The sequence below is a fragment of the Streptomyces sp. IBSBF 2435 genome, from assembly GCF_036815005.1.
Lineage (GTDB): Bacteria > Actinomycetota > Actinomycetes > Streptomycetales > Streptomycetaceae > Actinacidiphila.
Genome location: NZ_JAJSYW010000020.1, coordinates 13,407 through 38,726, shown reverse-complemented (window position 1 = coordinate 38,726; position 25,320 = coordinate 13,407). Strand labels below are relative to the sequence as shown.

The window sequence follows — 25,320 nt, the reverse complement described above, 5'->3', positions numbered from 1 at the left end:
TCACCTCACCCTGTGGCTTTCGAGCTGCGGCAGGTGGCCGAGCATCCCGGGATGCCAGGGGGTGGTGCCGCCGCGCTCCCAGGCGCGGAAGTCCAGGCCCAGCTCCTCGCACAGGTACTGGGTGACGAACCGGCCGCCGGCGGCGGCGCGGATCAGGCTGCCGCCTCCGAACCACTGGCCCGCCATGGAGAATCCGTCCAGGCCCGGCAGCCGCATCCGGTCCTTGTTGATCAGACCGGTGATGACGTCGTCGGCCGGGGTGAAGGACTTCCAGCCCAGGATGCTGCCGCCCCGGACCCCGGTGTACCGCTCGGTGGTGGTCGGCGAGGCCACATCCATGACCTCGATGGCCCGGCCGATACCCGGGTAGTGCCGCTCCAGGAAGGCCCGGACGAAGTCGGCCACCTTCTGCTTGCGGGCCCGGTAGGACTTGCGGTCGGTGCGGCGCAACTGCTTCCAGGAGTCGTAGTCGCTGAAGTAGGTGCAGTGCAGCACGGACTTGCCGGGCGGGGCGAAGCCGTCGGAGTAGCGCGAGCGCACCTGCACCACGAGGCTGTTCTGCAGGACGCCGGGCAGTTGCGCGCTGTCCTCGTCGGAGAGCAGGTAGGTGGTGCTGTGCCGGGCGGACGGGTCCATCTCTTCGCCGAGTCCGACGAAGGCCGAGACCACGCCCGGGTAGAGCACGTCGGGGCGGCTCGTCAGATGGGCGAAGAGCTTGTCGATCCGCGGGCTCGTGTAGCGACCGCCGAGCAGCCCGTCGATGGTGGTGACCCCGTCGCACGCCGAGACCACGTGGTCGGCGAAGTGCCGCTCACCGCCGCGCAGTTCCACGCCGATCGCGCGGTCGTCGGCCACCAGGATGCGTTCCACCCGGGCCCGGTAGTCCACCCGGCCGCCCAGTTCGGTGTACCGCTCCTCCACCGAGCGCGCCAGGCCGAGCGAACCGCCCTGCGGGAAGCCCGCGTTGAGGTGGAAGGCGCTGGCCATGTTGAACAGGTAGGGCAGCAGCGGGAAGACCTCGTGGTCCTGGAAGAAGATGAACGGGAACGCCCGGCGCAGCAGCGGGTCCTCGAAGCGGTCGCAGAAGCTCTCCATGCGGGTGACCGCGGTGCGCCACAGCAGCGCGAAGGAGGGCGTGACGGTGCGGAGGGTGGCCAGCTTCTCCCGCGGCGACTGGAGCGGCGGCGGGGTCAGGAAGGGGTAGAGGTTGATGCGGGTGAAGCGGCGCAGGTCGCGGCAGAACGCCCGGATCGGGCGGGCGTCGGCGGGCGAGATCTCCAGCAGGTGCGCTTCGAGGCGGTCGGGGTCGTTGTAGAAGGTGACCGAGCGGCCGTCCTCGTCGGTGACGGTGTTGAACATCTCGAAGTTCGCGATGGTCTTGCCGTCCAGGGCGCCCAGCTCCCGCCAGACCCGGCTGGCGTCGTTGTTGCGTCCCGTCCCGGTCAGCCACTCGATGCAGTAGTCGAAGACGTAGTCCTGGCGCGACCACGCGGTGCAGCAGCCGCCGGGCAGGACGTGCCGTTCGAAGATCCTGGTCTCGGCGCCGCTCATCTGGGCGTAGCAGCCGGTGGACAGGCCGCCGATTCCCGCGCCGATGATGATCACCCGCGGCTTGTCCGCCGTGCTCCGGCCCGGCCCCGGGGCGCGGGCCTCCCATACGGGCCTGTCGTTACGCGGCACCTGGTTCGCCCTTCGTGGGGTCGGTCTGCACGGGGGTGCGGGCTTCGCGGCGGGCGCCGGTCCCGTCGTCGAGCGCGGCGAGCACCAGGGCCGCGTTCCGCTGGGAGGGCTTCTCGTCCAGCATTTCCGCGTGCAGCCCCGCGCCGCGCACCAGCCGGCTGCCGGTGGTGGAGGCGGCGTGCCAGCTGCCGGGCTGCTCGGCCGCGTAGAAGGCCGCCTTCGCCTCGTCCGAGATCACGGTGACCGTCGCGGCCACCCTTCCGCGGTTCGGGGTGCGCCCGCAGTACTCCAGGTAGTCCCTGGCCTGTTCGAGGGTCTGAGCGGTGACGGTCTCGGAGCGGGTGTGGCGGCGCAGATGGTCCCCCAGTTCGCGTTCGAAGGCCTCGATGTGCTCGGTGGGGAGTCCGTACTCCTGCGTGATGCGGTACGAGTCCATGATCACGACATGCGGAACGTCACGGCCGCGCTGTTCCAGCTCTCTGGCGACCTCGAAGGCGAGGTTGCCGCCCAGGGAGTAGCCGAGGAGGAGGCACGGCCCCTCGGGGCGCAGCGACTCGATGAGGTCGGCGTAGCGGACGGCCTTGTCCCCGTCGACGTGGTTGAAGGCGACCAGTTCGTACGAGGGCAGGTGCGCGGCGAAGTTGCGGTAGACCAGGCCGTGGCCGCCGGCGGGCGGGAAGCAGAAGAGCGCCGGTCCGCGGCCCGCGTTGAAGGTCAGGTGGGAGAGGTTGCCGGAGATCCGGCCCGTGACGATGTCCTCGACCGTGCGGGCCATGCCGTGCAGGGTGGTGACCTTGAAGAGCCGGCCGACGGCGATCGCGATCCCGAACTCCTTCTGGAGGTGGTGGATCAGCTCGATCAGCGTGATGGAGCTGCCGCCGGAGGCGAAGAAGTCGCTGTGCAGGCTGACCCGTTCGAGGCCGATCACCGACTTCCAGTGGGCCGCGACACGCTCCTCGTACAGCGTGGCGGGCGGTTCGTGCTCGACCTCCGCGCCCTCGGAGCGGGGCGCGGGCAGGGCCTCGGGATCCACCTTGCCGTTCGCGGTCAGCGGGAGGGCGTCCAGCACCGTCAGATGGGCGGGGATGAGGTAGGTGGGCAGCTGGGCGGCGAGGTGGCGGCGCAGGGCCCGGGTGTCCGGCGCGGCCTCCACCGGCTCCGCGGCGTCGAGGACGTCGTGGGCGCGGACGACGTAGGCGCAGAGCACCGGTTCGCCGCCGACGTCGGTCCTGACCATCGCGTGGGCCGCGGCGACCCCGGGGAAGGCGGTGAGCAGGGATTCGATCTCGCCGGGTTCGATGCGGTGGCCGCGCAGCTTGATCTGGGTGTCGGCGCGGCCGAGCAGGTGGATCCGGCCCTCGGCGTCCCGGCGCGCCAGGTCCCCGGTGCGGTAGAGCCGCTCGGGGACGGCGTCGGGTCCGCGGTCCAGGGTGAGGGTGACGAAGCGGCGCGCGGTCTGCTCGGGGTCCCCGGCGTAGCCCAGGGCCAGGCCCGCCCCGCCGGCCCACAGCTCGCCGGCCACTCCCGCCGGTACGGGCTGCCGGCGGGCGTCGAGCACGTGCAGGACGCAGTTGGGCAGCGGATGGCCGATGGGGACGCTGCTGCTGGGGTCGAGGCCGTCGGCGGGCCCGTCGAAGCAGGCGCTGTCGACGGTCGCCTCGGTCAGGCCGTAGGAGCTGATCACCCGGGTGGCCGGGCCGCACAGCGCGCGCAGCCGTGCGTACTCCGCCACCTTCCAGGTGTCGGATCCGACGATCATCAGCCGCATGAAGTCCAGCCGGTGGTCGCCCTCCTCGCAGTGGGTCATCAGCGCGCGGGCGACGGCGGGGACGAATTCGGCGCAGTCGACCCCCTCGGCGGTCATCGCCTCGTACAGCCGTGCCGTGTTGAGCAGCAGTTCGCGGTCGGCGAGGACCAGCCGCCCGCCCGAGCACAGGGCGCGGACGAGATCGCCGGTGAAGACGTCGAAGGACGCGCCGGCCATCTGGAGGTGCACCCCGGGCGCGGCGTCCAGCCCGTACTCCTCGCGCCAGGCGCCGTAGAGGGCCGACAGGGCGCCGTGCGAGACCTGTACGGCCTTGGGGCGGCCCGTCGATCCCGAGGTGTGGATGACGTACGCGGGTGTGTCCGCGCCCACAGGCATGTCGTGGGAGGCGGCCGGGCTCTCGCTCTCCTGCGCCGAGGCGTCGCCTTCCCTCATGACGTCGGTGAGGAATTCCGCACCCGGTACGGCCAGCCGCCCGGCGCCCGCCGGGTCGGTGATGACCAGGCCCACGGCCGCGTTGCCCGCCATGAAAGCGAGCCTTTCCGCCGGGTGGCTCGGATCGAGCGGCAGGTACGCGGCTCCGGCACGCAGGACGGCGAGCAGCGCGACGACCAGTTCGGCCGACTTCGGCAGGCACACCGCGACGACCCCGCCGCTCGCCGCCCGGGCCCGCAGCCGCCCGGCCAGGGCGGCGGAGGCCCGCTCCAGCTCCGCGTACGTCAGATGCCGGGCCTCGCCGTCCGGGGCGGCGGCGGGAACAGTGACCGCGACCGCCTGCGGGTTGCGGGCCGCCGCCCGGGCGAACAGCGCCTGCACGGGCGGGTCCTGCGCGAGAACGGGGCCCCGGGCGGACGGGCCGTGCAGGATCTCGTGGCGCTCGCGCTCGCCGAGCATGTCGAGCCCCGCCACCCGCAGGTCTCCGGGGGAGCGGGTCAGCGCGTCCAGCAGATTGCGGTAGTGCCGGACGAGCCGCTGGGCGGTCCCGGGCCGGAACAGGTCGGTGTTGTACTTGAGCACGCAGTGGAGGCGGCGCTCGGCCTCGTCCTCGTACGCCGACAGCGTGAGGTCGAACTGCCCCTCCTCTTCGGGGAGTTCGATGTAGTCGAGGTGGTAGCCGTACTGCTGCGAGGACACCTTGTGGGCGAGCAGGATGAACATCGCCTGGAAGACGGCGGAGCGGCTGGGGTCGTGCTGGAGGCCGAGCTTCTCGACCAGCAGGACGAAGGGATACTCCTGGTGGTCGAGACCCCCGAGCACCGTCGCGCGGACCTGGGCGAGCAGTTCGGCGACGGTCGGGTCGCCCGCCAGGTTCGCGTACAGCGGCAGCGGGTTGACGAAGTATCCGTACACCGAGGACAGGTCCTCGTCGGTGCGGCCGGTCACCGGGCTGCCGACGACGATGTCGTCCTGGCCGGAGTGCCGGTGCAGCAGCAGGTAGTAGGCGGCCAGCAGCACCATGAAGACGGTGACGTCGTTCTCGCGCGCCAGGGTGTGGACCCGGGCGCTGAGGTCCTCGTCGAGGACGAAGAACTCCGAGGCGCCGTTGTGGGTCTGCACGGCGGGCCGGGGCGCGTCGGTGGGCAGGGTGAGCGGCGGGATCTCGGCGGGCAGCGCGCCGCGCCAGTAGTCCAGCATGCGACCGGCCCGCGGTGACGCCAGGAACCGGTTCTGCCGGTTGAGGAAGTCCAGGTAACGGGCCTGGACCGGCGGCAGTTCGACCGTGCGGCCCGCGCGCATCCCCTCGTACAGGGCGAGCAGTTCCTCGATGAAGGTGAAGGTGGAGATCGCGTCCGAGACGATGTGGTGGACCGCCTTCATCAGCACCCAGCGGTCCGGGCCGCGCCGGAACAGCCGGAAGCGCATCAGCCGGTCGCACGTGAGGTCGTACGGCCTCCGGTACTCCTCGACGATCAGGTCGCGGACCTGCTCCCATGCCAGGCCCTCGACGTCGAAGACCCTCATGTCCGGCTCCACGTCCTCCGAGACGACCTGGAGCGGACGGCCGTCCTCCAGCACGAAGTTGGCCCGCAGTACCGGATGCCGGGCCGTCAGGACGCGGACGGCGGCTGCCATCAGCTCCGGGTCGATCTGCGTGCGGACCTCGACCGCCCCGCCGATGTTGTAGGCGAAGCCGTCAGGATTCAGCTGCTTGAGGAACCACAGCGCCTTCTGGTTCTGGGTCAGCGGGTGCCGCGAGACGTCCTCGTACACCTCCGCCGCCGCCGCGGTCTCCGGTCCCGCCGCCGCCGCGGCCAGCTCCGCGGTGGCCTGGTGCAGCTGCGCGGTCAGCTCCCGCAGCGGCGCTCCGCTGAGCAGCGCCACCACCGGCAGCGCGACCCCGGTCTCCGCCTGGACCCTGGCCCGCAGCTCCATGGCGAGCAGCGAGTCGATGCCCAGCGCACCGAGGCCGGTGTCCAGGTCGAGCTGGTCCGCGGGCATCCGCAGGACGGCCGAGGCGCAGCCGACGAAGCGGTCCGTGACCAGCCGGGCGCGCTCCGCCTCGTCCGCCGCGGCCCTGAACCGGTCCAGGTAGCCGTCCTGGCCGTCGGTGGCGGACCCCGCCGAGTCCGCCGCGCGGGCTGCCTCGGCGGCGAGGTCCGCGACCAGCGGGGGCGGGGCGGGATACCAGGCGAGGAAGGTCGGCCAGTCGGTGACGGTGGCGATCAGGAGCTGGGCGCGGTCCTGGCCGAGGACCCGTTCCAGGACGGCCGTGCCGGCGGCCGGCGAGAGCGAACTCATGCCCCGGACGGTGCGGTAGTGCTCGACCAGGCTCAGTTCGTGGATCATGCCGGTCGCCCAGGGCCCCCAGTCCAGGCTGAGCGCGGGCATGCCCCGGGACCTGCGGTGCTGGGCGAGGGCGTCCAGGAAGGCGTTGCCCGCCGCGTAGTTCGTCTGGCCGGCGGTGGTGAGCAGGGAGGCGACCGAGGCGAAGAGCACGAAGTAGTCGAGCGGCTCGTCGCGCAGATGGTGGTGCAGGAGCCAGGAACCCGCGGCCTTCGGGGTGAACACGGAGTCGAAGGTGGCGCGGTCCATGGTCCGCACGGGGGTGTCGCGCACCTGCCCGGCGAGGTGGAAGACGCCGCGCACCGGTGGAGCGTCCCGGCCCCGGTAGTCGGCCAGCCATTGCGTCAGGGCCTGCTCGTCTCGGATGTCGAGGGCGGCGTGCACGGGGTGCGCGCCGAGCGACTCCAGTTCCTTGACGAAGTCGATCCCGGAGCCCGCGGGGGAGTCCGGGCCGACCGCCCGCCAGGTGGCGCGGTCGGGCAGTTCCGTGCGCCCGACGAGGATCAGGTGCCGGGCGCCCCGGCGGACGAGGTAGCGGCACAGCAGCCGGCCCAGCGCGCCGAAGGCACCGGTGACGAGGTAGGCGCCGTCCGGGCGCAGCCGGGGCGGGAGGGAAAGGGTGAGGTCTCCGGGGCGGGCGAGCGCGCTGACGAGGCGGCGCCCGTGGCGCAGGGCCACCTCGTCCTGCGGCCGGTCCGGGGTCCGCGGGGCGAGGAGTTCACGCAGCAGCTCCTCGGCGTCGCCGGCGCCGGCCTCGGCTTCCGAGGCCCCGGGACCGGCGCCCTCCCGCAGCGGCGGCAGGTCGATCAGCTTGCCCCGGTGCGCGGTCAGCTCCTGGTGGCGCAGCACCCGGCCGATGCCCCAGACCGGTGCGCCGAGAGGCTCGACCGGCTCACCGGGCACGGCCGCCTGGGCGCCCCGGGTGACCAGGTGGAGGGCGGCCGGGTCGGTCGCCTGCCCCGGGTGGTCCTGGAGCGCCTGGGCCAGGGCGACGACGGAGTAGGCGCCGAGCGAGCCGTGCGCGTCGAGGTCGTCCCGCGAGGTGTCGTCCAGCCGGGGCAGATCCAGATTCCACAGGTGGACGACGGTGTCCAGGGGCGGTTCACCGCGGTCCGCGGCCAGGGCGGTCAGGTCGCCGAGCAGCCTGCGGAGGTCGTCGGCGCTGCCCGGAACCACCCGGGAGCCCCGTCCGTCATGGTCGAACAGGTAGCGGTCACCCGGCCGTACGAGGTGGCAGCGCGCGCCCCGGCCGCTCGCGAGCCCCGCGAGGGAGTCCGCCACGCCCCCGGGCCGGTCGGCGAACAGCAGCCAGGTACCGGGTACGGCCGGCTCGCCGTCCGGAGCCTGGCCGGGCGACGGCGCCTCGGTCCAGGCGACTTCGGCGAGCCAGCCGTCGATGGTCGTGAGCCCCACCGTGGCCGAGGCCTGCTCGACGTCGGCGGCGCGGAAGCCGCGGACGTGGCCGGCCGGCTCGCCGTCCTCGGTGTAGAGGGCGATGTCGCCGACGAGTTCGTCGTCCGCACGCCGGGTGACGGTGGCGTGCGCCCACAGCGGGCCCGCGCCGACGGGGTCCGTGCGCAGCTCGTCGATGGTGAGCGGCAGCAGCATCCCGCCCCCGGCCGCCGTGTCGGCGGCCGGGAGTCCCGCGACGAGCAGGGTCTGGAAGCAGGAGTCGAGCAGAACCGGGTGCACGTGGTGGCCCGCCGCTCCCTCACCGGCGCTCGCGGGCGGCCTGATCAGTGCCAGAGCCTCGCCCGGCGCCCGCCAGACCTCCGCGATGCCCTGGAAGGCGGGGCCGTAGTCGTAGCCGAGGGCGCTCAGCAGGCCGTAGCAGGCGGTGGAGGACAGGGGCTGCCCGCCGCGCGCCGTGATCGCCTCCCGGTCCAGCGCGGGGACGCGTGCGGCCGGACTTCCGCTGCGCACCGTGCCGCAGGCGTGGACCGCGGGGGTGTCGCCGCCGCTCGCCACGGTGAAGGAGGAGGACTCCGCGGACAGCGACAACTGCACGCGGCGCGGGGCGTCGTCGGGCAGGAAGAGGGCCTTGCGCAGTTCGATGCCGCCGAGCCCGGCGTCCGTCCCGCCGGTCAGCGCCTGGAGCGCCTGGTAGGCCATCTCGACATACCCGGCTGCGGGAAACAGCGTCCGGCCCTGGATCCGGTGGTCGGCGAGATAGGGCGTGGTCTCGACGTCGAGCGCCACCTCCCACGCGGGCTCCGCGGTGGCGAGGCGCCGGCCGAGCAGCGGATGGTCGACGTGGCCCAGCCGGATCTGCGCCACGGAGGCGGGTTCGGTCCAGTACCGGTCCCGCTTCCACGGATACCGCGGCAGCGGCACCCGGTGTCCCCGCGGGTGCAGCACGTCCCAGTCGACGGCGCAGCCGACGGTGTACAGCGCGGCGAGGGAGGTGGTGAAGCACAGGAGCTCGTCCTCGGACCGGCGGATCGAGGGCAGCGTGGTCACGGGCTGGTGCCCGCCCGCGACCGGCGCCGGCGCCGCGTCCCCGGCCCCGGACACGCCGTCGCGGGCGGCGAAGCACTCCTTGATGGAGCGTCCGAGCACCGGGTGGGGGCCGATCTCCAGGAAGGTGCGGTGCCCGTCGTCGAGCATGGCGTCGATGGCCGAGCGGAAGCGGACGGTGTCGCGGACGTTGTCCCACCAGTAGCGCGCGTCGAGTTCGGGTCCCTCTGCCCGCCCCTCCCTGCCGGTGAGGTAGAGGGGCAGCCGGGCGGGACGGGGGGTGATCCCGGCCAGCTCAGCCAGCAGATCGGCCTTCAGGTCGTCCATGGCGGCGCTGTGGTAGGGCACGCGGACATCGAGGAACTTGGCGAACACGCCGTCGGCGCGCAGCGCTTCGGCGTACGCGGTCAGGCTCGCCTCGTCCCCGGCCACCGTGAGTGCCTCCGGACTGTTGACCGCCGCGACGGACACCCGGCCGCCGAAGGCCGCCGCACGGCGGGTGGCCTCCTGCTCCGGCAGACCGACCGCGAGCATGGTGCCGGCGCCCGTGGCCCGGTGCTGGAGCCGGCTGCGGTGCAGCACGATCCGTACGGCGTCCGGGAGGTCGTACACGCCGGCCTCGTGGAAAGCGGCGACCTCGCCCGTGCTGTGGCCGACCACGGCCGAGGGGCGGACCCCGTGGGCGCGCCAGAGGGCGGCGAGTCCGGTCTGCACGGCGAAGTTGGCCGGCTGGGCCAGCCAGGTCTGCGTCATGTGGGACGCGTCCTCGTCGGCGTTCAGCTCGGCGATCAGCGACCAGCCGGCCTGTGCGGTGATCTCACGGTCGACGGCCTCGACGGCCTCCCGGTAGGCGGGCGCCGCCGCGAACAACTCGCGGCCCATGGCCCACCACTGCGGTCCCATCCCGGTGAACACCCAGGCGGGTGCGTCGTGCGGTGCCTCGTGGCGTCTGCCGGCCAGGACACGGGGGTGCGATTCGCCCCGGGCGTACGCCGCCAGCGCCTCGTCCAGGTCGTGAGGTGACGCGTACACCGCGGCCAGCCGGGCGTCGTGGTGCTGCCTGTGGTGGGCGAGGGAGTGCGCGAGGTCGGTGAGCGGGACCGGGGCCGCGTGCGGGTCGGCCGGCTCCGCCAGTTCCGCGCGTACGGTGTCGGCCAGCGCGGGCAGCACGGCGCTGTCGTGGGCGCTGAGCGGCAGGACGCGGAACGGCAGGCCGGGGTTTGCGGTGGACGGTCTGTGGCGGACCGGGGCCGGAGCCGGACCGGGAGCCGCTTCGAGCAGGACGTGCGCGTTGGTGCCGCCGAAGCCGAAGGAATTCACCCCCGCGCGGGCCGGTCCCTCGTGCGCGGGCCAGGGGGTGAGCCGGTCCGGGATCCTGTAGGGCGCGGCTTCCAGGTCGATCGCGGGGTTGATCCGCTCCAGGTTGATGTGCGGCGGGATCAGCCGGTGCTCGATGCTGAGCGCGGTCTTGATCAGGCCCGCGATCCCCGCGGCGGACTCGGTGTGCCCGATGTTGGTCTTGACCGATCCGATGTAGCAGGCGGCGCCGGGCTTGCGGCCGATGGCGAGGGCGCCGGCCAGCGCGTTCGCCTCGATCGGGTCGCCCACCGCGGTGGACGTGCCGTGCGCCTCCACGTATTGCAGGCTGCCCGGGGTGATGCCGGCCCGGGCGCAGACCTGCTCGATGAGCGCGGTCTGGGCCTCGGCTCTGGGGACGGTGATGCCGTTGGTGCGTCCGTCCTGGTTGACGCCGGTCTCCGTGATCACGGCGTGGATCGGGTCACCGTCGCGTACCGCGTCGGCGAGGAGTTTGAGGACGACGACGCCGACCCCCTCGGCCCGGACGTAGCCGTCCGCGTTCGCGTCGAAGGTCCGGGAACGCCCCTCCGGCGACAGGAAGCCGCCCTTGGTCTCGGCGATCGTGTACTGCGGAGTCAGGTGCAGCAGGGTGCCGCCGGCCAGGGCCAGCGAGCTCTCGCCGCGGCGCAGGCTCTGGCAGGCGAGGTGGACGGCGACGAGGGAGGAACTGCACGCGGAGTCGATGGAGAGGCTGGGGCCCCGGAAGTCGAAGCAGTGGGAGAGCCGGTTCGAGACCATCGTCATCATCGTGCCGGTCGCCGTGTGGGCTTCGAGGGTGTCGAACCGGAGATCGGAGAACTGCAGGATCTTGTAGTCCAGGGTGAACGCCCCGACGAACACTCCGACATCGCGCCCGGCCAGCTCGGCCGGCTTCTGCCCGCCGTCCTCCAGGGCCTCCCAGGCCACCTCCAGAAGCTTGCGCTGCTGGGGATCCATGGCGTGCGCCTCACGGGGGCTGATGCCGAAGAACGCCGGGTCGAACTCGTCGAACCCGTCGATGTACCCGCCCCGCCCGCCCACCAGCCGACCCGGTTTGGCCTTGTCCCTGCTGCCCAGACCCGCCACGTCGTACCGGTCGGGCGGCGTCGGCGTGATGCAGTCCCTCCCCTCGGCGAGATTGCGCCAGAAGGAGCGGTGGTCGTTCGCACCGCCCGGGAAGCGGCAGCCGATGCCGATGAGGGCGACCTTGGCGGCGGGCAGGGGGGAACCACTGGGTGATGCGGACATGAGCACTCCTCGGGTCACGGATCGGGCGCCCGTCCCGGAGGACGGCACGCACCGCGCAGACGTGAGCAAGCCGGCAACAGCGCGGAGGACAGCGGATACGTGTCAGCCGAGCGAGCGGCGCCAGGGGTGGACGAGCGTGGTGAGAATGCGCCCGGAGGCCGGGAAGGACCGGGGGTCGGTCAGGCCGACCGCCGCCGGCTCGCGGCCGGGACGCCAGGTGAAGGTGCCGAACACCCGGTCCCAGAGCGACAGGTCGGATCCGTAGTGGCCGGCCTCGGACAGATCGGTGCTGTGGTGCAGCCGGTGCTGCTCGGGACCGACGAGGACGTGATTCAGCGGCCCGAGCGACACCCGGATGTTGGCGTGGACGAAATACCCCTGCGCGATCACGAACAGCCCCACCCCGAAGACCGCGCGCTCGGAGAACCCGAGGAAGGCGAGCGTCAGTTGGACGAACCCTTGTGAGATGAACACGTCGGCCACGTGGTTGACGCCGTTGTTGGCGACGTTGACCTTGGCCGGCACATGGTGCACGCCGTGCAGTTTCCACAGCCACGGGACGCTGTGCCCGGCCCGGTGCACCGCGTAGCTCGCGAGTGAGCCGGTCAGCAGTGCCACGGGGATCTCGCCCCACAGCGGGAGGACGGGGTGCGCGGTCGCGATCGCGGCGACCGCGAGCAGCACGACGGTCTGCCCGAGTGCGCCCGCGGTGGCGGTGAGCACGTAGTACACGCCGTAGTACCCCCACTCGCGCCGGGTCGGCCGCCAGGACAGGTCGTAGGGGATCAGGAACTCCAGCGCCGCCAGGAAACCGAGCACCGCGAACTGGAAGAGGAAGGTGGCTGTGCCCAATTCCCATCCACGCCACTCGGAGAGGGCGAAGACACTGGCAACAGCGAGCAGCAGGACGGGCTGGACGGACACGGCCAGTACGTCTTCTACCGTCAACCGGGGCATCAAATACCTCCTAACGGCGGCGACTTGACAGAGGGAAGCACGCTCCAGGGACAGCGATCCGCAGCGGTGATCACAGTATGTGGTTGCAAGATTGCGGAGCGCAATCATTCTTATCGGCGCTCGGTATCACACGCACCCGCCGCGCGATCCGCCCCGCGCCGGGGGCGCACGCCGTGAAGGAACGTTCAGGCCGAGCCCGGGCGGGACCGGGCCGGCCCGCTTCGAGCCTGCGGCGCCCGGTCGTGTGTGCGGCTGCCGCACACACGAGGGTCCCGCCGGTCGTACCGGCGGGACCCTCGATCGGCTGCGGGCGGGGTTCAGCGCAGTCGCGCCGCCTGCGAGGCGGGCAGCGCCGCCGCCGGGCCGCCCGCCGGGACGGCGGTGGCCGGACCGCCCGCCGCGCGAGGGCTGCTGGACCCGCCGCGCAGCGCGTGCGCCAGCGCCGGGAGGCCGCCGACCAGCGGCAGGTCCGCGCTGGACCTGGACAGGTCGACGGTGATCGCCGGCTTGGTGGACGGGGCGACGATCAGCCCGTTGTCGGTGCCCGCGACGATCAGCGCGAGCCGGTGCCCGGCCGGGACCACGTGGTCGGAGGAGGCCAGCTGGAGGGTGATGGTGTACGGCTTGCCCGCGGTGAGCGCGACGCCGTGCAGCGCGGGGTCGTAGTGCCCCAGGTCGGCCCAGCCGCGGCTGAAGACCGTCTGCTGGACGGTCTCGGTGTCGGCCGCGGTGTCGAGGTAGCAGGCGCTGTCCCCGGACGTGCTGTCGCCCCAGCAGGACCTGGTGCTCTGCGTGGTGATGCCCTCGCCCGCGCCCTCGTAGTCCCGGATGGTCGCCGGGCCGAGGTCGACCAGGACCGCGGACAGGTGGGCGCTGGTGGTGGACGCCGTCGCGGTGAGTGTCACCGTGCCGCCGCCGGACAGCCGCAGGTCGCCGGTGAGCACGCCGGTGGTGAAGGACACCTTGGCCGCGGTCGCCTGGTCCGCCTGCGCCGCCCAGGTGTCCTCGCTCTGCGCCGGGTTGTCGGTGTAGCGCTCGGTGCCGCTCGCGGGAGGGGCTGCGGCGCTCAGCGTGCCGAGGCCGTTCGCGGTGCCCGGCAGCAGGCCGAGCCGGGTCGCTGCGGTACCCGACGGGGGCCAGGCCTGATCGGTGGTCCAGTGGTCGGGGGTGCGTTCGATGTCGGCCACCGGCTGGTTCTGGACGCCGTTGTCGACGCCCATCAGGTAGTGGTCGAACCACTGGTGCAAGGTGTCGACCCAGGCGGACCGCCGGTAGTCGAACGGGTCGACGTGGCCCGTCTGCGACAGCCAGATCTTGCGCGGCACCCCGTCGGCCGCGAGCGCGTCCCACCACTGGCCGAAGTTCTTGGTGCGCACGTTGAGGTCCTGCGCGCCCTGCGCGACGAAGACGCTGGCCTTCACCTTGGACGCGTCGGCGTAGTAGTCGCGCTGCTGCCAGGCGCTGGTCCAGTCGCCGTTGCGCGGCGCCCCGGTGCGCAGCGCCTGCTGCTCGGCGGAGCAGCGGGACCGCGCGGCGGAGCTCTCGACCTCGGAGGCGAGCGCGTCGGGGCCGCCGTCGTAGAGCGCCGCCCCCTGCGCGAAGTAGTAGTCGTACCAGGAGCTGATGCCGCTGATGTCGACGATGGTCCTCAGGCCGTCGACACCCGTGGCGGCGACGCCGTTGGCGATGGTGCCGTCCCAGCTCTTGCCGATCATGCCGACCGCCCCGTTGGCCCAGCTCGCCGTGGCGGTCGTACTCCCGGTGCGGGTGCTGTAGCCGGTGGTCCTGCCGTTCAGCCAGTCGATGACGGCCTTGGCGGAGGCGATGTCGGAGGGGCCGCCGACGTCGACGCAGCCGTCGGAGCGGTCGGTGCCCGTGAGGTCGACGAGTACGACGGCGTAGCCGCGCGGCACGAAGTAGTTGTCGTAGTAGAGCGGGAAGCCCACCGGGTTCCCGCTCTTGTCGTACGTCTTGAGCTGGCTCTCGTTGCCGCGGCCGCAGCAGGAGTAGTAGGGGCTGGCGTCCATGATGACCGGGACCTTCTGGCCGGCCGCGGCGGGCTCCGAGGGCCGGACGATGTCCACCGCCACCCGGTCGGGCTTGCCGTCGCGGTCGCCGTCGAGGCCGGTGGTGACCCAGACGGACTGGCGGACGGCGTTGGCGTAGGAGTCGACCGGCTGGCTGCCGGTGTCCCGTGGGGCCGGACCGGCGTGTGCGCCGGCCGGGGCGAGCAGGACGAGGACCAGGGCGGCGAGGATCGCCGCCACGACGGACATCGGGCGGGCGGGGGATCTCCGCGTATGTGACAGCACCCCGGGACATTACCCACTGATCGGGTCATGACAACAGATCGCTTTCGAGACAGCGGACCGGCCCCGGCCCCTGAGGCAGGTACGGCACCGTGCTGGCCCGCGTCCCCTTCGGCTGACAGGACTCCGGACACCGGCGCGTCACCCACCCCGAGCGGCCCTGTCCGTCATTTTCCGGCTTTCATTCTCCGTTCAGCGGTCAGGAGGGGAGCATGACGCAGATCCGGATGACGACACACAGCACTCGCCCCTGGGCCGCCGGACGGCCGCACAAGCACGCGCGAGCCGGGCGCCTCCGCCATCATGCGGCGGCCTCGATGCCCGTGGGCCGCATCATTCTGCTCTCCGCGGCGGTCCTGCTCGTGCTCGCCGCCGCGCTGGTGGTCGCGCTCGGCTGACGCCGCCGGGCCCCCGTATGGCCTGGAGCAGCCGTGCGCGCGCGAGGCCGACCGAATCCCGCTGCCCCGCAGTGCGGTTGGGCTCCGTCTCACCGGACAGGCGCACCACAGGAGAAAGCCGCCCAGGAGGCGGAGAAGTCGATGCTGGTCCGGCGATCGAACTCTTCTGCCCGGCCGCTCCCACCCCGAAAGGCCGATCGAGCGATGGAGGAACCATGATCCCCGACTGGCAACACCGCGCTGCGTGCGGCGACGAGGACCCCGAGCTGTTCTTTCCCGTCGGCAACTCCGGCCCCGCGATCTTGAAGATCGAGGAGGCCAAGAGGGTCTGCCGCCGGTGCCCCGTCATGGACCAGTGCCGCCAATGGGCGCTGGAGACCGGTCAGGACGCCGGTGTCTGGGGCGGACTCAGCGAGGACGAGCGCCGCTCGGTGAGGCGCCGCGCCAGCCGCAACCGCGTCCGTCAGGACTAGGACCTGCCGCGTTTCGCCGTCCGGCCCGGTCGGGGCGACGGGCGGAGCGCGGCAGGCCGGTCGGACGTCAGGGGCGGTCCTGCGGGACCGCTCCTGCGGTGTGCGGCCCCGGCGCCGGTCGTGTCAACGGTGGGCGGCCGGTCGGACACGAACGTGTCAGTCCGCCTGAGATACCCGAAGAACCGGGCAAAACCCCGTGTCCTGGCGCGAGTCGGCCGCTCATGTGCCGACGCCGTGACAGGAAACAGGAGTCAGCCATGCGCGCTCTTCGCCGTCCGCTGCTGGGCCCGGCGGCCGTGCCCAAGTGCCTCTGGGCCGGGGCGACAGGGACTCCTCACAGGCCCTGCCCGTACCGGACCCGGGGGCGCTTCTCACGTACGGCTCCGGTGCGGCTGCCCGAGAGGAGCAGGAAGGTCGCGGTGACGAGGGTGACGATCTGAGCCAGTGCGGCGGTCTTCTTGTCGGAGGACCAGATCGGTTCGTACATGGCGGGCAGCGGGCCGTGCGCGCCGACGTTCACGTAGCGGTAGACGAGGATCGCGGCCAGTCCTCCCGCGGCGACGAGCCAGCCGGAGGCCTCGCTGACGGGACGGCGCCAGACGAGGATGAGCAGCGCGGCGAGGGCGGCCGCGGCGGCTTCGGCGCGGAAGAGGTTGCCTTCGCTGAGCGTCGCTTTGACGGGGTCGTACTGGTCGGCGAGCTTGGCGTGCACGTAGGCGTCCACCGCCAGTCCGGCCGCCGCGGCGAGGCGGGCCGCTCCCCTCAGCGTTGCGCGGGTGGAGGGGCGTGGTCCAGTGGTCGGCATCGTGGGGTTCCTTCGCCGGGAGTCAGCTGACGGTGAGGGTGCCCGTCATGAACTGGTGGATCGTGCAGATGTAGCCGTACGTTCCCGGCGTGGTCGGCGCCGTGAACGTCGTCGTCCTGCCCGGCGCGACGCTGCCGGTGTCGAACTGCTTGTCCTCGGTGGCCGTCACGGTGTGGACGGTCGAGTCCTGGTTGACCACGGTGACCTTGGCGCCGGGGCGGACGGTCAGCGTGGCCGGGCTGAACATGAAGTCCGTGATGGTGATCCGCGTCGCCCCGGCAGGCGCCGAGGACCCGGACGCGGCGGGCCCGGACGCCATCGAGGACATGCCGGGCGGGGTCGCGGCGCCGGAGGATCCGTCGGAGCCGGACGAGGACGAGCAGCCGACGAGGGAGAGCAGCGCGGCGGCGACGGCGAGGGCGGCGGCCCTGCGGCCTCGGGCGGGAGTGCGGAATGCGGTCATGTCGTGCCTCGATTCGGGAACGGTACGGCCGGTACGGCGGCTCGCCCGGGACCGCGGTGCCGCGCGTACGCCCGCAGGACGGGGAGCCGGCGCGGCGGGCGGCCCCGGACGGGTCGGCCCGCCCGAGGACAAGGGGCGGGCCAACCCGGGGGCTGCGTCTTTCCGCGCGGTCAACGGGCGATCCGCACGGCGTCGCTGTCCGCATCCCGCGGCTGCTCCGCGAGCTGTCCACGCAACCGGGTGTCGATGCGATCCGTCGCCATCACGCCCCCTCTCTCCTCGTACCCGCATCGGTCAGCAGGCGGCACACCACGACTTCGTGACCACTCGCCATACGGATTGGTCGGGACACGCAGGGAGCTTCCGGCCGGGGCAGGGCGGGCGACATCCGTTCGCTGCCGCCCGCGTGGCTGAACTGAGCCGGCGTGCCCGCACCCGCGGTGGGAGGAGCGCGTCGAGGCCGTGCGGGAGGTGCTCACCGCGTACGGCCGCACGCCGGCGCGGGGCCCCCTCAGGTGCGCGGCGGTACGCGCAGGGCGAGCAGGGCGGTGTCGTCGCTGGCCCAGCCGTCGTGGTGGGCGGCCAGGGTCGCGGCGATGTGCCCGGTGGTGCCGGCCGCGTCCAGGCCGCGCGTGTCGGCCAGAGTACGGGCGAGGGCCGCCTCGTCGAACATCGGCCGGTGGGGCCTGGGGCTGTCCGGGTCGGGGCGGGCTTCGCAGGCGCCGTCGGTGTAGAGGAGCAGCAGGTCGCCGGGAGCCAGGCGGAAGCGGACGTCGGCCAGGCGTACCGGGGCGAACACGCCGAGCAGGGAGCCGGGGGTGCCGACCTGCTGGACCCGGCCGTCGGCGCGGCGTATCAGCGCCGGGGGATGCCCGGCCAGGCACAGCCGTCCGGCCAGTCCTGCGGGGGTGGTGCGGAAGGTGGCCTGGACGGCGGTGAGGTAGCGCGGGGCGCGCTGCGCGAGCATCGCGGCATTGAGCCGGTCCAGGACCGCCGCGGGCGACAGGTGCTCGCCGGCGTCCGCGCGCAGGGTGTAGCGGGCCAGCGCGGTCACCTTCGCCGCCTCCGTGCCCTTGCCGCACACATCGCCGATCACCGCGGTCCACCACGGCCCGCGGGCCTGGAACAGGTCGTAGAAGTCGCCGACCACGCTGACGTCGCCGCTGGCCTCCAGGTAGCGGGCGGCGGCGTCCAGGCCCGGCACCGGACGCAGCAGCGGGGGCAGCAGGCTGTCCTGCAGGCTGCGGGCCAGCTCCTTGGAGGTGTCCAGCGCCTCCTGCACGGTCTCCAGCGCGTCCTGGGCGCGGGTCAGGGCGTTGCGCGTACTGCTCAGCGACACCCGCAGGTTGACCTCGCTGGACACCGCGCGCGCCAGGATCGCCAGCGTCTCCAGCTCGCCGGCCGTCCACACCCTCGGGTTCGCGTCGATCACACACATGCTGCCGATGGCCTGCCCGTCGGCGGACACGATCGGGAAGCCCGCCCACGCGCCCACTCCCCACGGCCCGATCGCCGGATGCCCCGCCGTACGCGGGTCCTTCTCCGCGTCCTCGACGATGAAGGGGCCGTTCATCCCGACCGGGAAGTAGCAGAAGCTGTCGCCCACCGCGTTCTGCCAGGACTCCGCGTCCCCGTACGGCAGGTGCGGCACCGACTTCCAGAACGTACGGGTCTCGCCGACGAAGGTCACCGCCGAGATACCGCACCCGGTCACCGACGTCGCCAGCCGCGCGAGGTCGTCGAACACCGCCTCAGGGGCGCTGCCCACCTGCCCGCTGGCCTCCAGCGCCGCCAGCCTGTCCCGGTCCGAGAGCACCGCGGGCAAACCGTCCGCCCGCACGCCCCCGGGATACTCCGCCGCTCCCGCCACGCCCTGCCCGTCTCATCCGGTGACATGCGATCCGCGCACACCAGCCAACCACGCGCCCCGGCCGCTGTCAGCTCCTCGCCGCGGCCACCCGAACACCTGCGCACCACCCAGTATGAGGACCCGGCCGCCGAGGCGTGCCGCCCGGTGCCGGCAGGCCGGTGGCCTCGGAGTTCGGTGCCGTCCGCGGACGGCGGAAGGGACGCGCACGCGGCGGGCGCCGGGGCGGGCCGGCGGGAACAGGTCGCCGGGGTGACCGCGGTCCCGCCGCCCGCCGGCGTCAGTTCCGGCCGGCGAAGGGGGTCTCGGCGGTGGCGGTGTCGCGGGCGCCGGGGGTCTCGTCGAGCGGGTGGGTCCACAGCCCGCGGGCCTGGAGCAGGGGGAGTACGCCCTCGCCGAACCAGTACGCCTCTTCCAGGTGGGGGTGTCCCGACAGGACGAATTCGTCGATGCCCAGCGCGTGGTACTCGGCGATACGGTCGGCGACCTCGGTGTGGCTGCCGACCAGCGCGGTGCCCGCGCCGCCGCGTACCAGGCCGATACCGGCCCACAGGTTCGGCGAGATCTCCAGGTCGGCGGTGCTGCCGCCGTGCAGTGCCAGCATCCGCCGCTGGCCCTCGGACTCGCTGCGGGCCAGGCCCGCCTGGACGGCGGCGATGGTCTCGGGGGCGAAGCCGGCCAGCAGCCGTTCGGCCTCGGCCCACGCCTGCCCGGCGGTGTCGCGCGGGATGACGTGCAGCCGGATGCCGAACCTGACCCGGCGGCCCTCCTTGTCGGCCAGCGCCCGGATCCAGCCGATCTTCTCCGCGACGGCGGCCGGCGGCTCGCCCCAGGTGAGGTACACATCGCTGTAGCGGGCCGCGACCGTGCCCGCGGCCGGCGAGGAACCGCCGAAGTACACCTCGGGCACCGGGTCGGGCAGCCGGCTGAGCCGGGCGCCCTCCACCCGCAGGTGCTCGCCGGCCAGATCGACCGCCTCGCCGGCCCACAGCCCCCGCACGATGTGCAGGAACTCGGCGGTGCGGGCGTAGCGCGCGTCCTTGTCGAGGAAGTCGCCGTACGCGCGCTGCTCGTGGCTCTCGCCGCCGGTGACCACGTTGAGCAGCAGCCGGCCGCCGGAATGCCGCTGGAAGGTCGCGGCCATCTGCGCGCCGAGGGTGGGGGAGACCGAGCCGGGGCGGAAGGCGACCAGGAATTTCAGCCGCTCGGTGGTCTGGGCCAGCATGGCGGTGGTCAGCCAGGCGTCCTCGCACCACGCCCCGGTCGGGGTGAGCGCGCCGACGAAGCCCAGGTCCTCGGCGGCGCGGGCGATCTGGGTGAGGTAGCCGATCGTCGCGGGCCGGTCGCCGCCCGCCGCGCCGGCCGGGGTGCCGTGGCCGCCGCCGACAATCCGGCGGCTGTCACCGTAGGTGGGCAGGAACCAGTGGAAGGTCAGGGTCACGAGAGATCTCCGTTCGGGGTCAGCGGCTTCGGTGTGCGGCTGGTGGGGGCGGGCGCCCGCCACTGTGGCCCGCGGGCCGCGTGAGGCCGCGGGTGTACAGCGGGCGTGGCCTGCGGGCAGGCTGCGGGACTACAGCAGGCCGTGCCGCGGCGGGCGGGTGCCGGACAGCACGTAGCGGCCGATGTGCTGCACCTTCCACCGCGCCGGGTCGTGCAGCGTGTGGGTGCGGGCGTCGCGCCAGTAGCGGTTGAGGTTCAACGAGTCGGCGGCCGAGCGGGTGCCCGCCAGTTCGAACAGGGCGCCCGAGACCTCCACCGCCGCGGCCGCCGCGAACGCCTTGGCCGCCGCCACCGCGATGGACGCCTCGGCGGCGCTGTCGTCGGTCAGCTCGGCGCGGGCGGCGTCCACCGCGCGGGCCGCCGCGGCCAGCAGCGCGTCCGCGGCCTTGACCTGGAGGGCGAGTTCGCCGACCCGCTGGATCAGCAGCGGGTCCTCGGCCGCGGTGTCGAATCCGCTCTCGAACCACGGGCGGCTCTTGGTGCGGACGAAGTCCACCGCCTCGGCCAGCGCGCCCCCGGCGATCCCGGCGTCGATCGCCGCGTGCAGCAACTGGGCCACCGCCCCGTGCAGCTGCGGCCCGGTGAAGGTCAGGTGGTGCGGCACCACCCGGTCCGCGGGCACCGCGACGTCCTCCAGCCGTACGGTCCCGCTGGCGGTGGTGCGCTGGCCCATGCCCTCCCAGTCGTCCACCACGGTCACGCCCGGCGCGTCGGCGGGCACGTAGGCGACGTGCAGCGCGCCCTCGTCCCCGGCCCTGGCCAGCACCGGGATCCAGTCGGCGAACAGCGCGCCGGTGGCGTAGTGCTTGACCCCGGTCAGTACGTATCCGGTCCCGTCGGCGCCGGGCTCCAGCCGGGTGCGGATGTCCTGGACGTGCTTGGTGCCGGCCTCGGACTGCGCATTGCCGAACCGCTTGCCGGCCAGCAGCTCCCGGAAGAAGAAGTCCTGCTGGGCGGGCGTGCCCTGGGCGCGCAGCACGTTGACGTAGGCGAAGTGGCTCTGCGGGATCTGCGCCAGGCTGCCGTCCGCGGTGGCCAGCAGCCGGAAGACCTCGGCGAGCGTGCCCAGGCCGACGTCCGCCCCGCCGTGCGCCGCCGGGACCGTGACCGCGAGCAGCCCGGCGGCGGTGAGCCGGTCCAGCTCGGCCCGCGGCAGCTCGCGTTCGGCGTCCCGGCGGGCGGCGCCGACCCGGAATTCGGCGGCGAGCGCGGCGGCGACGGCGAGCGCTTCCGCGTCGTCGGCGATCACCTCCGCCCTGCGGGACGCCGTAGCGGTCGGGGGTCGGGACGGAGCGGTCACGGAAGGCCTCCTGGGAGTCGAGGGCGGTCGAGAGGTGGGGTGGCGGCCTGGCGCGGCGGCGGGGCCGGCCGTCACGGGGCCGTCGTCGCCGGCCGTGAGGCGCCGGTCCCGCATGAGCCAGCCCTGGACGAGGTGCGGGGCACCCCTCGCGGACAGCACCGGTCACGGGGCGCAGCCGAGGGGCCGGTACGTGTGCGGTGCCGGCACGGCGGCGGCGTGCGATCCGGTCCTGCGGGGCGGACGGCGTCCCGGGCGAGGGCAAGCCGTGCGGGCCGACCGCGGTTTCAGCGCGCGGCGGGACGCGGTGGTGAGCGGCGGGGTCCGCCACAGCGGGCGGGAGCGGTGCTCAGCGGCAACAGCAGGCGCTGGCGACGCGCGCGAGGTCGATATGGCGCCGCTTGGTGAGGATGCCGCGCATACCGATCGCTTCCTCACTCCTAGCCGTCACGGGCCGGACCCCGGCATGCCGTCGATGCGGGTCTCCGTCCGACCGCCAGACTAGGCGTCCGCGCGGGCGCCGGTCGATACGGCGTTGACGGCCTGCTGACCGAACCGCTGGTCGTGATGCGGGTCGGCTGTGTCGTGCACCGCTACGTGCACCGGCTGCTGGCCGGCCGGACACCGTCCTTCTCGTACTCCACCGACGGCGCCGAGATGGGCAAGCTGATGGTGGCCGAGGGGCTGGGTGCCACGGTGCTGCCGGACTTCAGCGTGATCGGCGACCCGCTGGAGCGCAGCGGCGCGCTGGTCCGCCGGCCGGTGGCCGACGACGCGACCGAGGTGCTGATGGTGGCGCAGCGCCGGCTGTCCGGCTCGGTGCCGCGCGCGGCACACGAACTCCACCAGGTCTTCGTGGAGCGCGCCGCCGCCCATCGGCCGGCGCGGCTGGCGTAAGGAGCGCCCGCACCGCTGCTCCGACCGGCGTACGGCGGGGCCTGCGTGGTCAAGCCCGGCGATGTGGGGTGGTCAGGCGCACGCGATGTTCTCGGCGTACAGACCCTTCGGGTTCTGCGTGACGTCGAACGTCACCCGCTGGCCCTCGACCAGTCCGGGAAGTCCTGGGTCGACGAGATGGGAGAAGTGCGCGAATACGTCGGCGCCATCGCCGGATTGCTCGATGAAGCCGAACCCCCGGGCCGCGTTGAACCATTTGACCGTTCCCATAGCCATGTCATGCCTTCCCGTGCACTGCCGCGCACGAGAGCGGTGTCGCGAGGGCAGGTTCTGGTACCGCGCGAGTGCCTGAATCGTGGTATGGGTGCACTTTCACAATGTCGACGAGGATGAGATCTGGTAATCCCGCTCGGGTAGGGGCCGGGCCGCCGAAACGATCGGCGGCCCGACGGCTAGGTGAGACGGCCGGGTGGGCTCCCGGGTCCGCGGAAACCGGCCCGGTCAGTGGCCGGACAGGTGTCCGACGCCCAGCAGCGAGGATGCTGTCCGGAGCGGACCGAGGGCGGCGGGGGGAGCGTCAGGGGTGGCGCTCCGGCAGGTGAAGCCGAGGTTGTGGAGGGCGCGGGTCACCTCGGCGGCGCTGAAGTCGCGGCGGTCCTGCCGGGTGATGACCTCCCCGACCTGCTTGACCGGGTAGTGGCGGCGGCTGATGATCACGGACTCGCCCGTGATCGGCTCGGGTTTGATGCCCTTCATCGACGCCTGCACGTCACTCTTGGTCAGGTCGAAGGCGAAACGGGCGATGATGCAGCGCATGGGTCCTCGCAGATGAGGGGGACGGGGCGGGAGCCGGTGCGGCCTGAGGGGGACGGTCCTGCGGGCTTCATGCTGCCGGACTGAGGGCGGAACGGCGCTGTGAGGTTCCCGCCGGCGCCGCGGTGGGCCGGGTGGAGCGCCGGGCCTGCGCGGGGCGGCTGCGCCGCCCGCGCGAGGACGACGAGCTGCGCTTGGTGCGGTCCGCGACCGGTTCCGTGATGGTGACGGGTACACCGGAGGGGGTCCGCGCGCCCGTGACACGGGTCAGTTCGGCGTCCCCCGAGTGGGTCTGCGTGCTCTGCGGGGTGATGCCCGCGGTGGCCATCAGCCGGGTCATCTCGCGGCGCTGGCTGGGCAGGACCAGGGTGACGACGCGGCCGGACTCGCCGGCCCGGGCGGTACGTCCGCCGCGGTGCAGGTAGTCCTTGTGGTCGCTCGGCGGGTCGACGTTCACGACCAGGTCGAGGTCGTCGACGTGGATACCGCGGGCGGCCACGTTGGTGGCGACCAGCACGGTCACGTGACCGCTCTTGAACTGCGCCAGTGTGCGGGTGCGCTGCGGCTGCGACTTGCCGCCGTGCAGTGCCGCCGCGCGCACACCGCTGCGCAGCAGGTGCGTGGTGAGCTTGTCCACGGCGTGCTTGGTGTCCAGGAACATCAGGACCCGGCCGTCGCGGGCCGCGATCTCGGTGGTCGTGGCCTGCTTGTCGGTGTTCTGCACGTGCAGGACGTGGTGTTCCATCGTGGTGACCGCGCCCGCGGAGGGGTCGACCGAGTGCACGACCGGGTCGGTCAGGTAGCGGCGCACCAGCAGGTCGATGTTGCGGTCCAGGGTGGCGGAGAACAGCATCCGCTGGCCACCCGGGCGCACCTGGTCCAGCAGGGCGGTGACCTGCGGCATGAATCCCATGTCGGCCATCTGGTCGGCTTCGTCCAGCACGGTGATGTCGACCTGGTCCAGCCGGCACGTACCGCGGTCGATGAGGTCCTTGAGCCGGCCGGGAGTCGCCACGACGACCTCGGCGCCCGCCCGCAGGACACTGACCTGACGGCCGATGGACATGCCGCCGACGACGGTGGCCAGCCGCAGCCGCAGGTCGCGGGCGTACGGGGTGAGGGCGTCGGTGACCTGCTGGGCCAGCTCCCGGGTCGGGACCAGCACCAGGGCCAGCGGCTGACCGGGCTCGGCGCGCCGCCCCGCGGTACGGGCCAGCAGCGCCAGGCCGAACGCCAGCGTCTTGCCGGAGCCGGTACGGCCGCGGCCCAGCACGTCGCGTCCCGCCAGCGAGTTGGGGAGCGTGGCGGCCTGGATCGGGAACGGCACGGCCATCCCCTGCCGGCCCAGCGCCGTCAGCAGTACGGGCGGCAGGTCCAGCTCGGCGAAGGTCTCCACCGGGGGCAGGGCCGGGGTGAGGGTGACGGGCAGGGCGAACTCCCCCTGCGCCGCCGCGGGGCGGCGGCCTCCGTAGCCGCCGGAGCGGGACGGCCCGCCGGAACGGCTCGGGGCCTGACCGCGGTAGCCGCCGCGGCCGGAGCCGGTGGAGCCGGCGGAACGGCTGCGGGAAGAGCGATCGGTCGTGCGGTACGTGCGGTTCATGGAGAACCTTTCCTCGATGCGGTACGTCGAGGAATCCCGGGCGGCGCAAGCCGCGACTGGGAACACAAGAACGAACCGATGAAAGGGAATGCTGCGAAGCGGGCGGCGGCCTGCCCGGGAGGTACGGGGGCAGGGTGCCCGGCGGGATGCGCGGCTGTCGCCGCGGACCCGGGAATCATTCGGGTAATGCGGCAGGCCGGGGCCCGCACCCCAAGGTGCGGGCCCCGGCCTGCTGTGCGCGTCAGCGTCAGGCGGGAACGATGTTCTCCGCCTGCGGGCCCTTCTGGCCCTGCGTGACGTCGAAGTTCACCTTCTGGCCCTCCTGCAGCTCGCGGAAGCCGGAGGCGGCGATGTTCGAGTAGTGGGCGAAGACGTCAGCGCCGCCGCCGTCCTGCTCGATGAAGCCGAAACCCTTTTCCGCATTGAACCACTTCACGGTGCCAGATGCCATATTACATTCTCCTTCAGGGGCAGTACCCGGAGCCCGCACTGTGCGGACCCCGCGTCGCCGTGATGATTACCCCATCCGGAAAAACAACCGGAAATACAAAAGCGCTCCCGCCGCTCGTGGCGGCGAGGGCACTTGAAGTCTTTGGGAACCACAACTGCAACTGATACGAACCATAGCACGCGGCGGCGATTATGTCCGACCCTTTTGATTGCTGTGCC

16 protein-coding genes and 1 pseudogene are annotated in these 25,320 nt (G+C 73.0%); 3 read left to right on the top strand and 14 right to left on the bottom strand.

Features of this window, described 5'->3' with window-relative positions:
- The 4 genes from V7E46_RS06290 to V7E46_RS06275 all read right to left on the bottom strand — a co-directional run bounded on the left by V7E46_RS06290 (position 1) and on the right by V7E46_RS06275 (position 14,505).
- Complete coding sequence (locus V7E46_RS06290) at positions 1-1,680, bottom strand: phytoene desaturase family protein (RefSeq protein WP_333767470.1); 1,680 nt, start codon at positions 1,678-1,680, stop codon at positions 1-3.
- Positions 1,670-11,272 carry a non-ribosomal peptide synthetase/type I polyketide synthase gene (locus tag V7E46_RS06285; protein ID WP_333767469.1) on the bottom strand — a complete coding sequence of 3,201 codons (9,603 nt, stop codon included), beginning with the start codon at positions 11,270-11,272 and terminating at the stop codon, positions 1,670-1,672. The genes V7E46_RS06290 and V7E46_RS06285 overlap by 11 nt, the downstream gene beginning before the upstream one ends.
- 102 nt (positions 11,273-11,374) lie before the next feature.
- Complete coding sequence (locus V7E46_RS06280) at positions 11,375-12,229, bottom strand: sterol desaturase family protein (RefSeq protein ID WP_333767468.1); 855 nt, start codon at positions 12,227-12,229, stop codon at positions 11,375-11,377.
- A gap of 317 nt (positions 12,230-12,546) precedes the next feature.
- Complete coding sequence (locus tag V7E46_RS06275; RefSeq protein WP_333767481.1) at positions 12,547-14,505, bottom strand: Xaa-Pro dipeptidyl-peptidase; 1,959 nt, start codon at positions 14,503-14,505, stop codon at positions 12,547-12,549.
- Between the two features lie 245 nt (positions 14,506-14,750).
- On the opposite strand from V7E46_RS06275, the gene V7E46_RS06270 reads away from it, so the two are divergent.
- Both V7E46_RS06270 and V7E46_RS06265 read left to right on the top strand, forming a co-directional pair.
- The gene (locus V7E46_RS06270; RefSeq protein ID WP_329172790.1) at positions 14,751-14,936 is read left to right on the top strand and encodes a hypothetical protein; all 186 of its coding nucleotides are present in this window, start codon (positions 14,751-14,753) and stop codon (positions 14,934-14,936) included.
- Between the two features lie 215 nt (positions 14,937-15,151).
- Positions 15,152-15,409, top strand: a complete 258-nt coding sequence (locus V7E46_RS06265; protein ID WP_333767467.1) for a WhiB family transcriptional regulator — start codon at positions 15,152-15,154, stop codon at positions 15,407-15,409.
- A gap of 334 nt (positions 15,410-15,743) precedes the next feature.
- On the opposite strand, the gene V7E46_RS06260 is transcribed toward V7E46_RS06265, so the two are convergent.
- The 6 genes from V7E46_RS06260 to V7E46_RS33830 all read right to left on the bottom strand — a co-directional run bounded on the left by V7E46_RS06260 (position 15,744) and on the right by V7E46_RS33830 (position 21,762).
- Positions 15,744-16,214 (bottom strand): hypothetical protein, encoded by a 471-nt coding sequence (locus V7E46_RS06260; RefSeq protein WP_333767466.1) that lies wholly within the window; start codon positions 16,212-16,214, stop codon positions 15,744-15,746.
- A 22-nt stretch (positions 16,215-16,236) separates the two neighbouring features.
- Complete coding sequence (locus tag V7E46_RS06255) at positions 16,237-16,677, bottom strand: cupredoxin domain-containing protein (RefSeq protein ID WP_333767465.1); 441 nt, start codon at positions 16,675-16,677, stop codon at positions 16,237-16,239.
- Positions 16,678-17,188: 511 nt separating this feature from the next.
- Positions 17,189-18,547, bottom strand: coding sequence for a GAF domain-containing SpoIIE family protein phosphatase (locus tag V7E46_RS06250; RefSeq protein WP_333767464.1), 1,359 nt, complete (start codon positions 18,545-18,547; stop codon positions 17,189-17,191).
- 277 nt (positions 18,548-18,824) lie between these two features.
- A complete protein-coding gene (locus V7E46_RS06245) occupies positions 18,825-19,985 on the bottom strand; it encodes an LLM class flavin-dependent oxidoreductase (protein ID WP_333767463.1) in 1,161 nt (386 codons plus the stop codon).
- 129 nt (positions 19,986-20,114) lie between these two features.
- Positions 20,115-21,344, bottom strand: a complete 1,230-nt coding sequence (locus V7E46_RS06240; RefSeq protein ID WP_333767462.1) for an SfnB family sulfur acquisition oxidoreductase — start codon at positions 21,342-21,344, stop codon at positions 20,115-20,117.
- Between the two features lie 346 nt (positions 21,345-21,690).
- Positions 21,691-21,762, bottom strand: coding sequence for a putative leader peptide (locus V7E46_RS33830; protein WP_443054023.1), 72 nt, complete (start codon positions 21,760-21,762; stop codon positions 21,691-21,693).
- 62 nt (positions 21,763-21,824) lie between these two features.
- Between V7E46_RS33830 and V7E46_RS06235 the strand changes: the two are divergent.
- Positions 21,825-22,238 (top strand): annotated as a pseudogene (locus tag V7E46_RS06235) (LysR substrate-binding domain-containing protein); the annotation flags it as partial.
- Between the two features lie 72 nt (positions 22,239-22,310).
- Here V7E46_RS06235 and V7E46_RS06230 read toward each other — a convergent pair.
- The 4 genes from V7E46_RS06230 to V7E46_RS06215 form a co-directional block, all read right to left on the bottom strand.
- Entirely contained in the window at positions 22,311-22,514 is a 204-nt protein-coding gene (locus tag V7E46_RS06230) for a cold-shock protein (protein ID WP_329172775.1), read from the bottom strand.
- A gap of 225 nt (positions 22,515-22,739) precedes the next feature.
- Positions 22,740-23,054, bottom strand: a complete 315-nt coding sequence (locus V7E46_RS06225) for an SCO5918 family protein (protein ID WP_333767461.1) — start codon at positions 23,052-23,054, stop codon at positions 22,740-22,742.
- A gap of 67 nt (positions 23,055-23,121) precedes the next feature.
- A complete protein-coding gene (locus tag V7E46_RS06220) occupies positions 23,122-24,651 on the bottom strand; it encodes a DEAD/DEAH box helicase (protein ID WP_333767460.1) in 1,530 nt (509 codons plus the stop codon).
- A gap of 247 nt (positions 24,652-24,898) precedes the next feature.
- Positions 24,899-25,102, bottom strand: coding sequence for a cold-shock protein (locus V7E46_RS06215; RefSeq protein ID WP_033176054.1), 204 nt, complete (start codon positions 25,100-25,102; stop codon positions 24,899-24,901).
- Between the last annotated feature and the right edge of the window lie 218 nt (positions 25,103-25,320).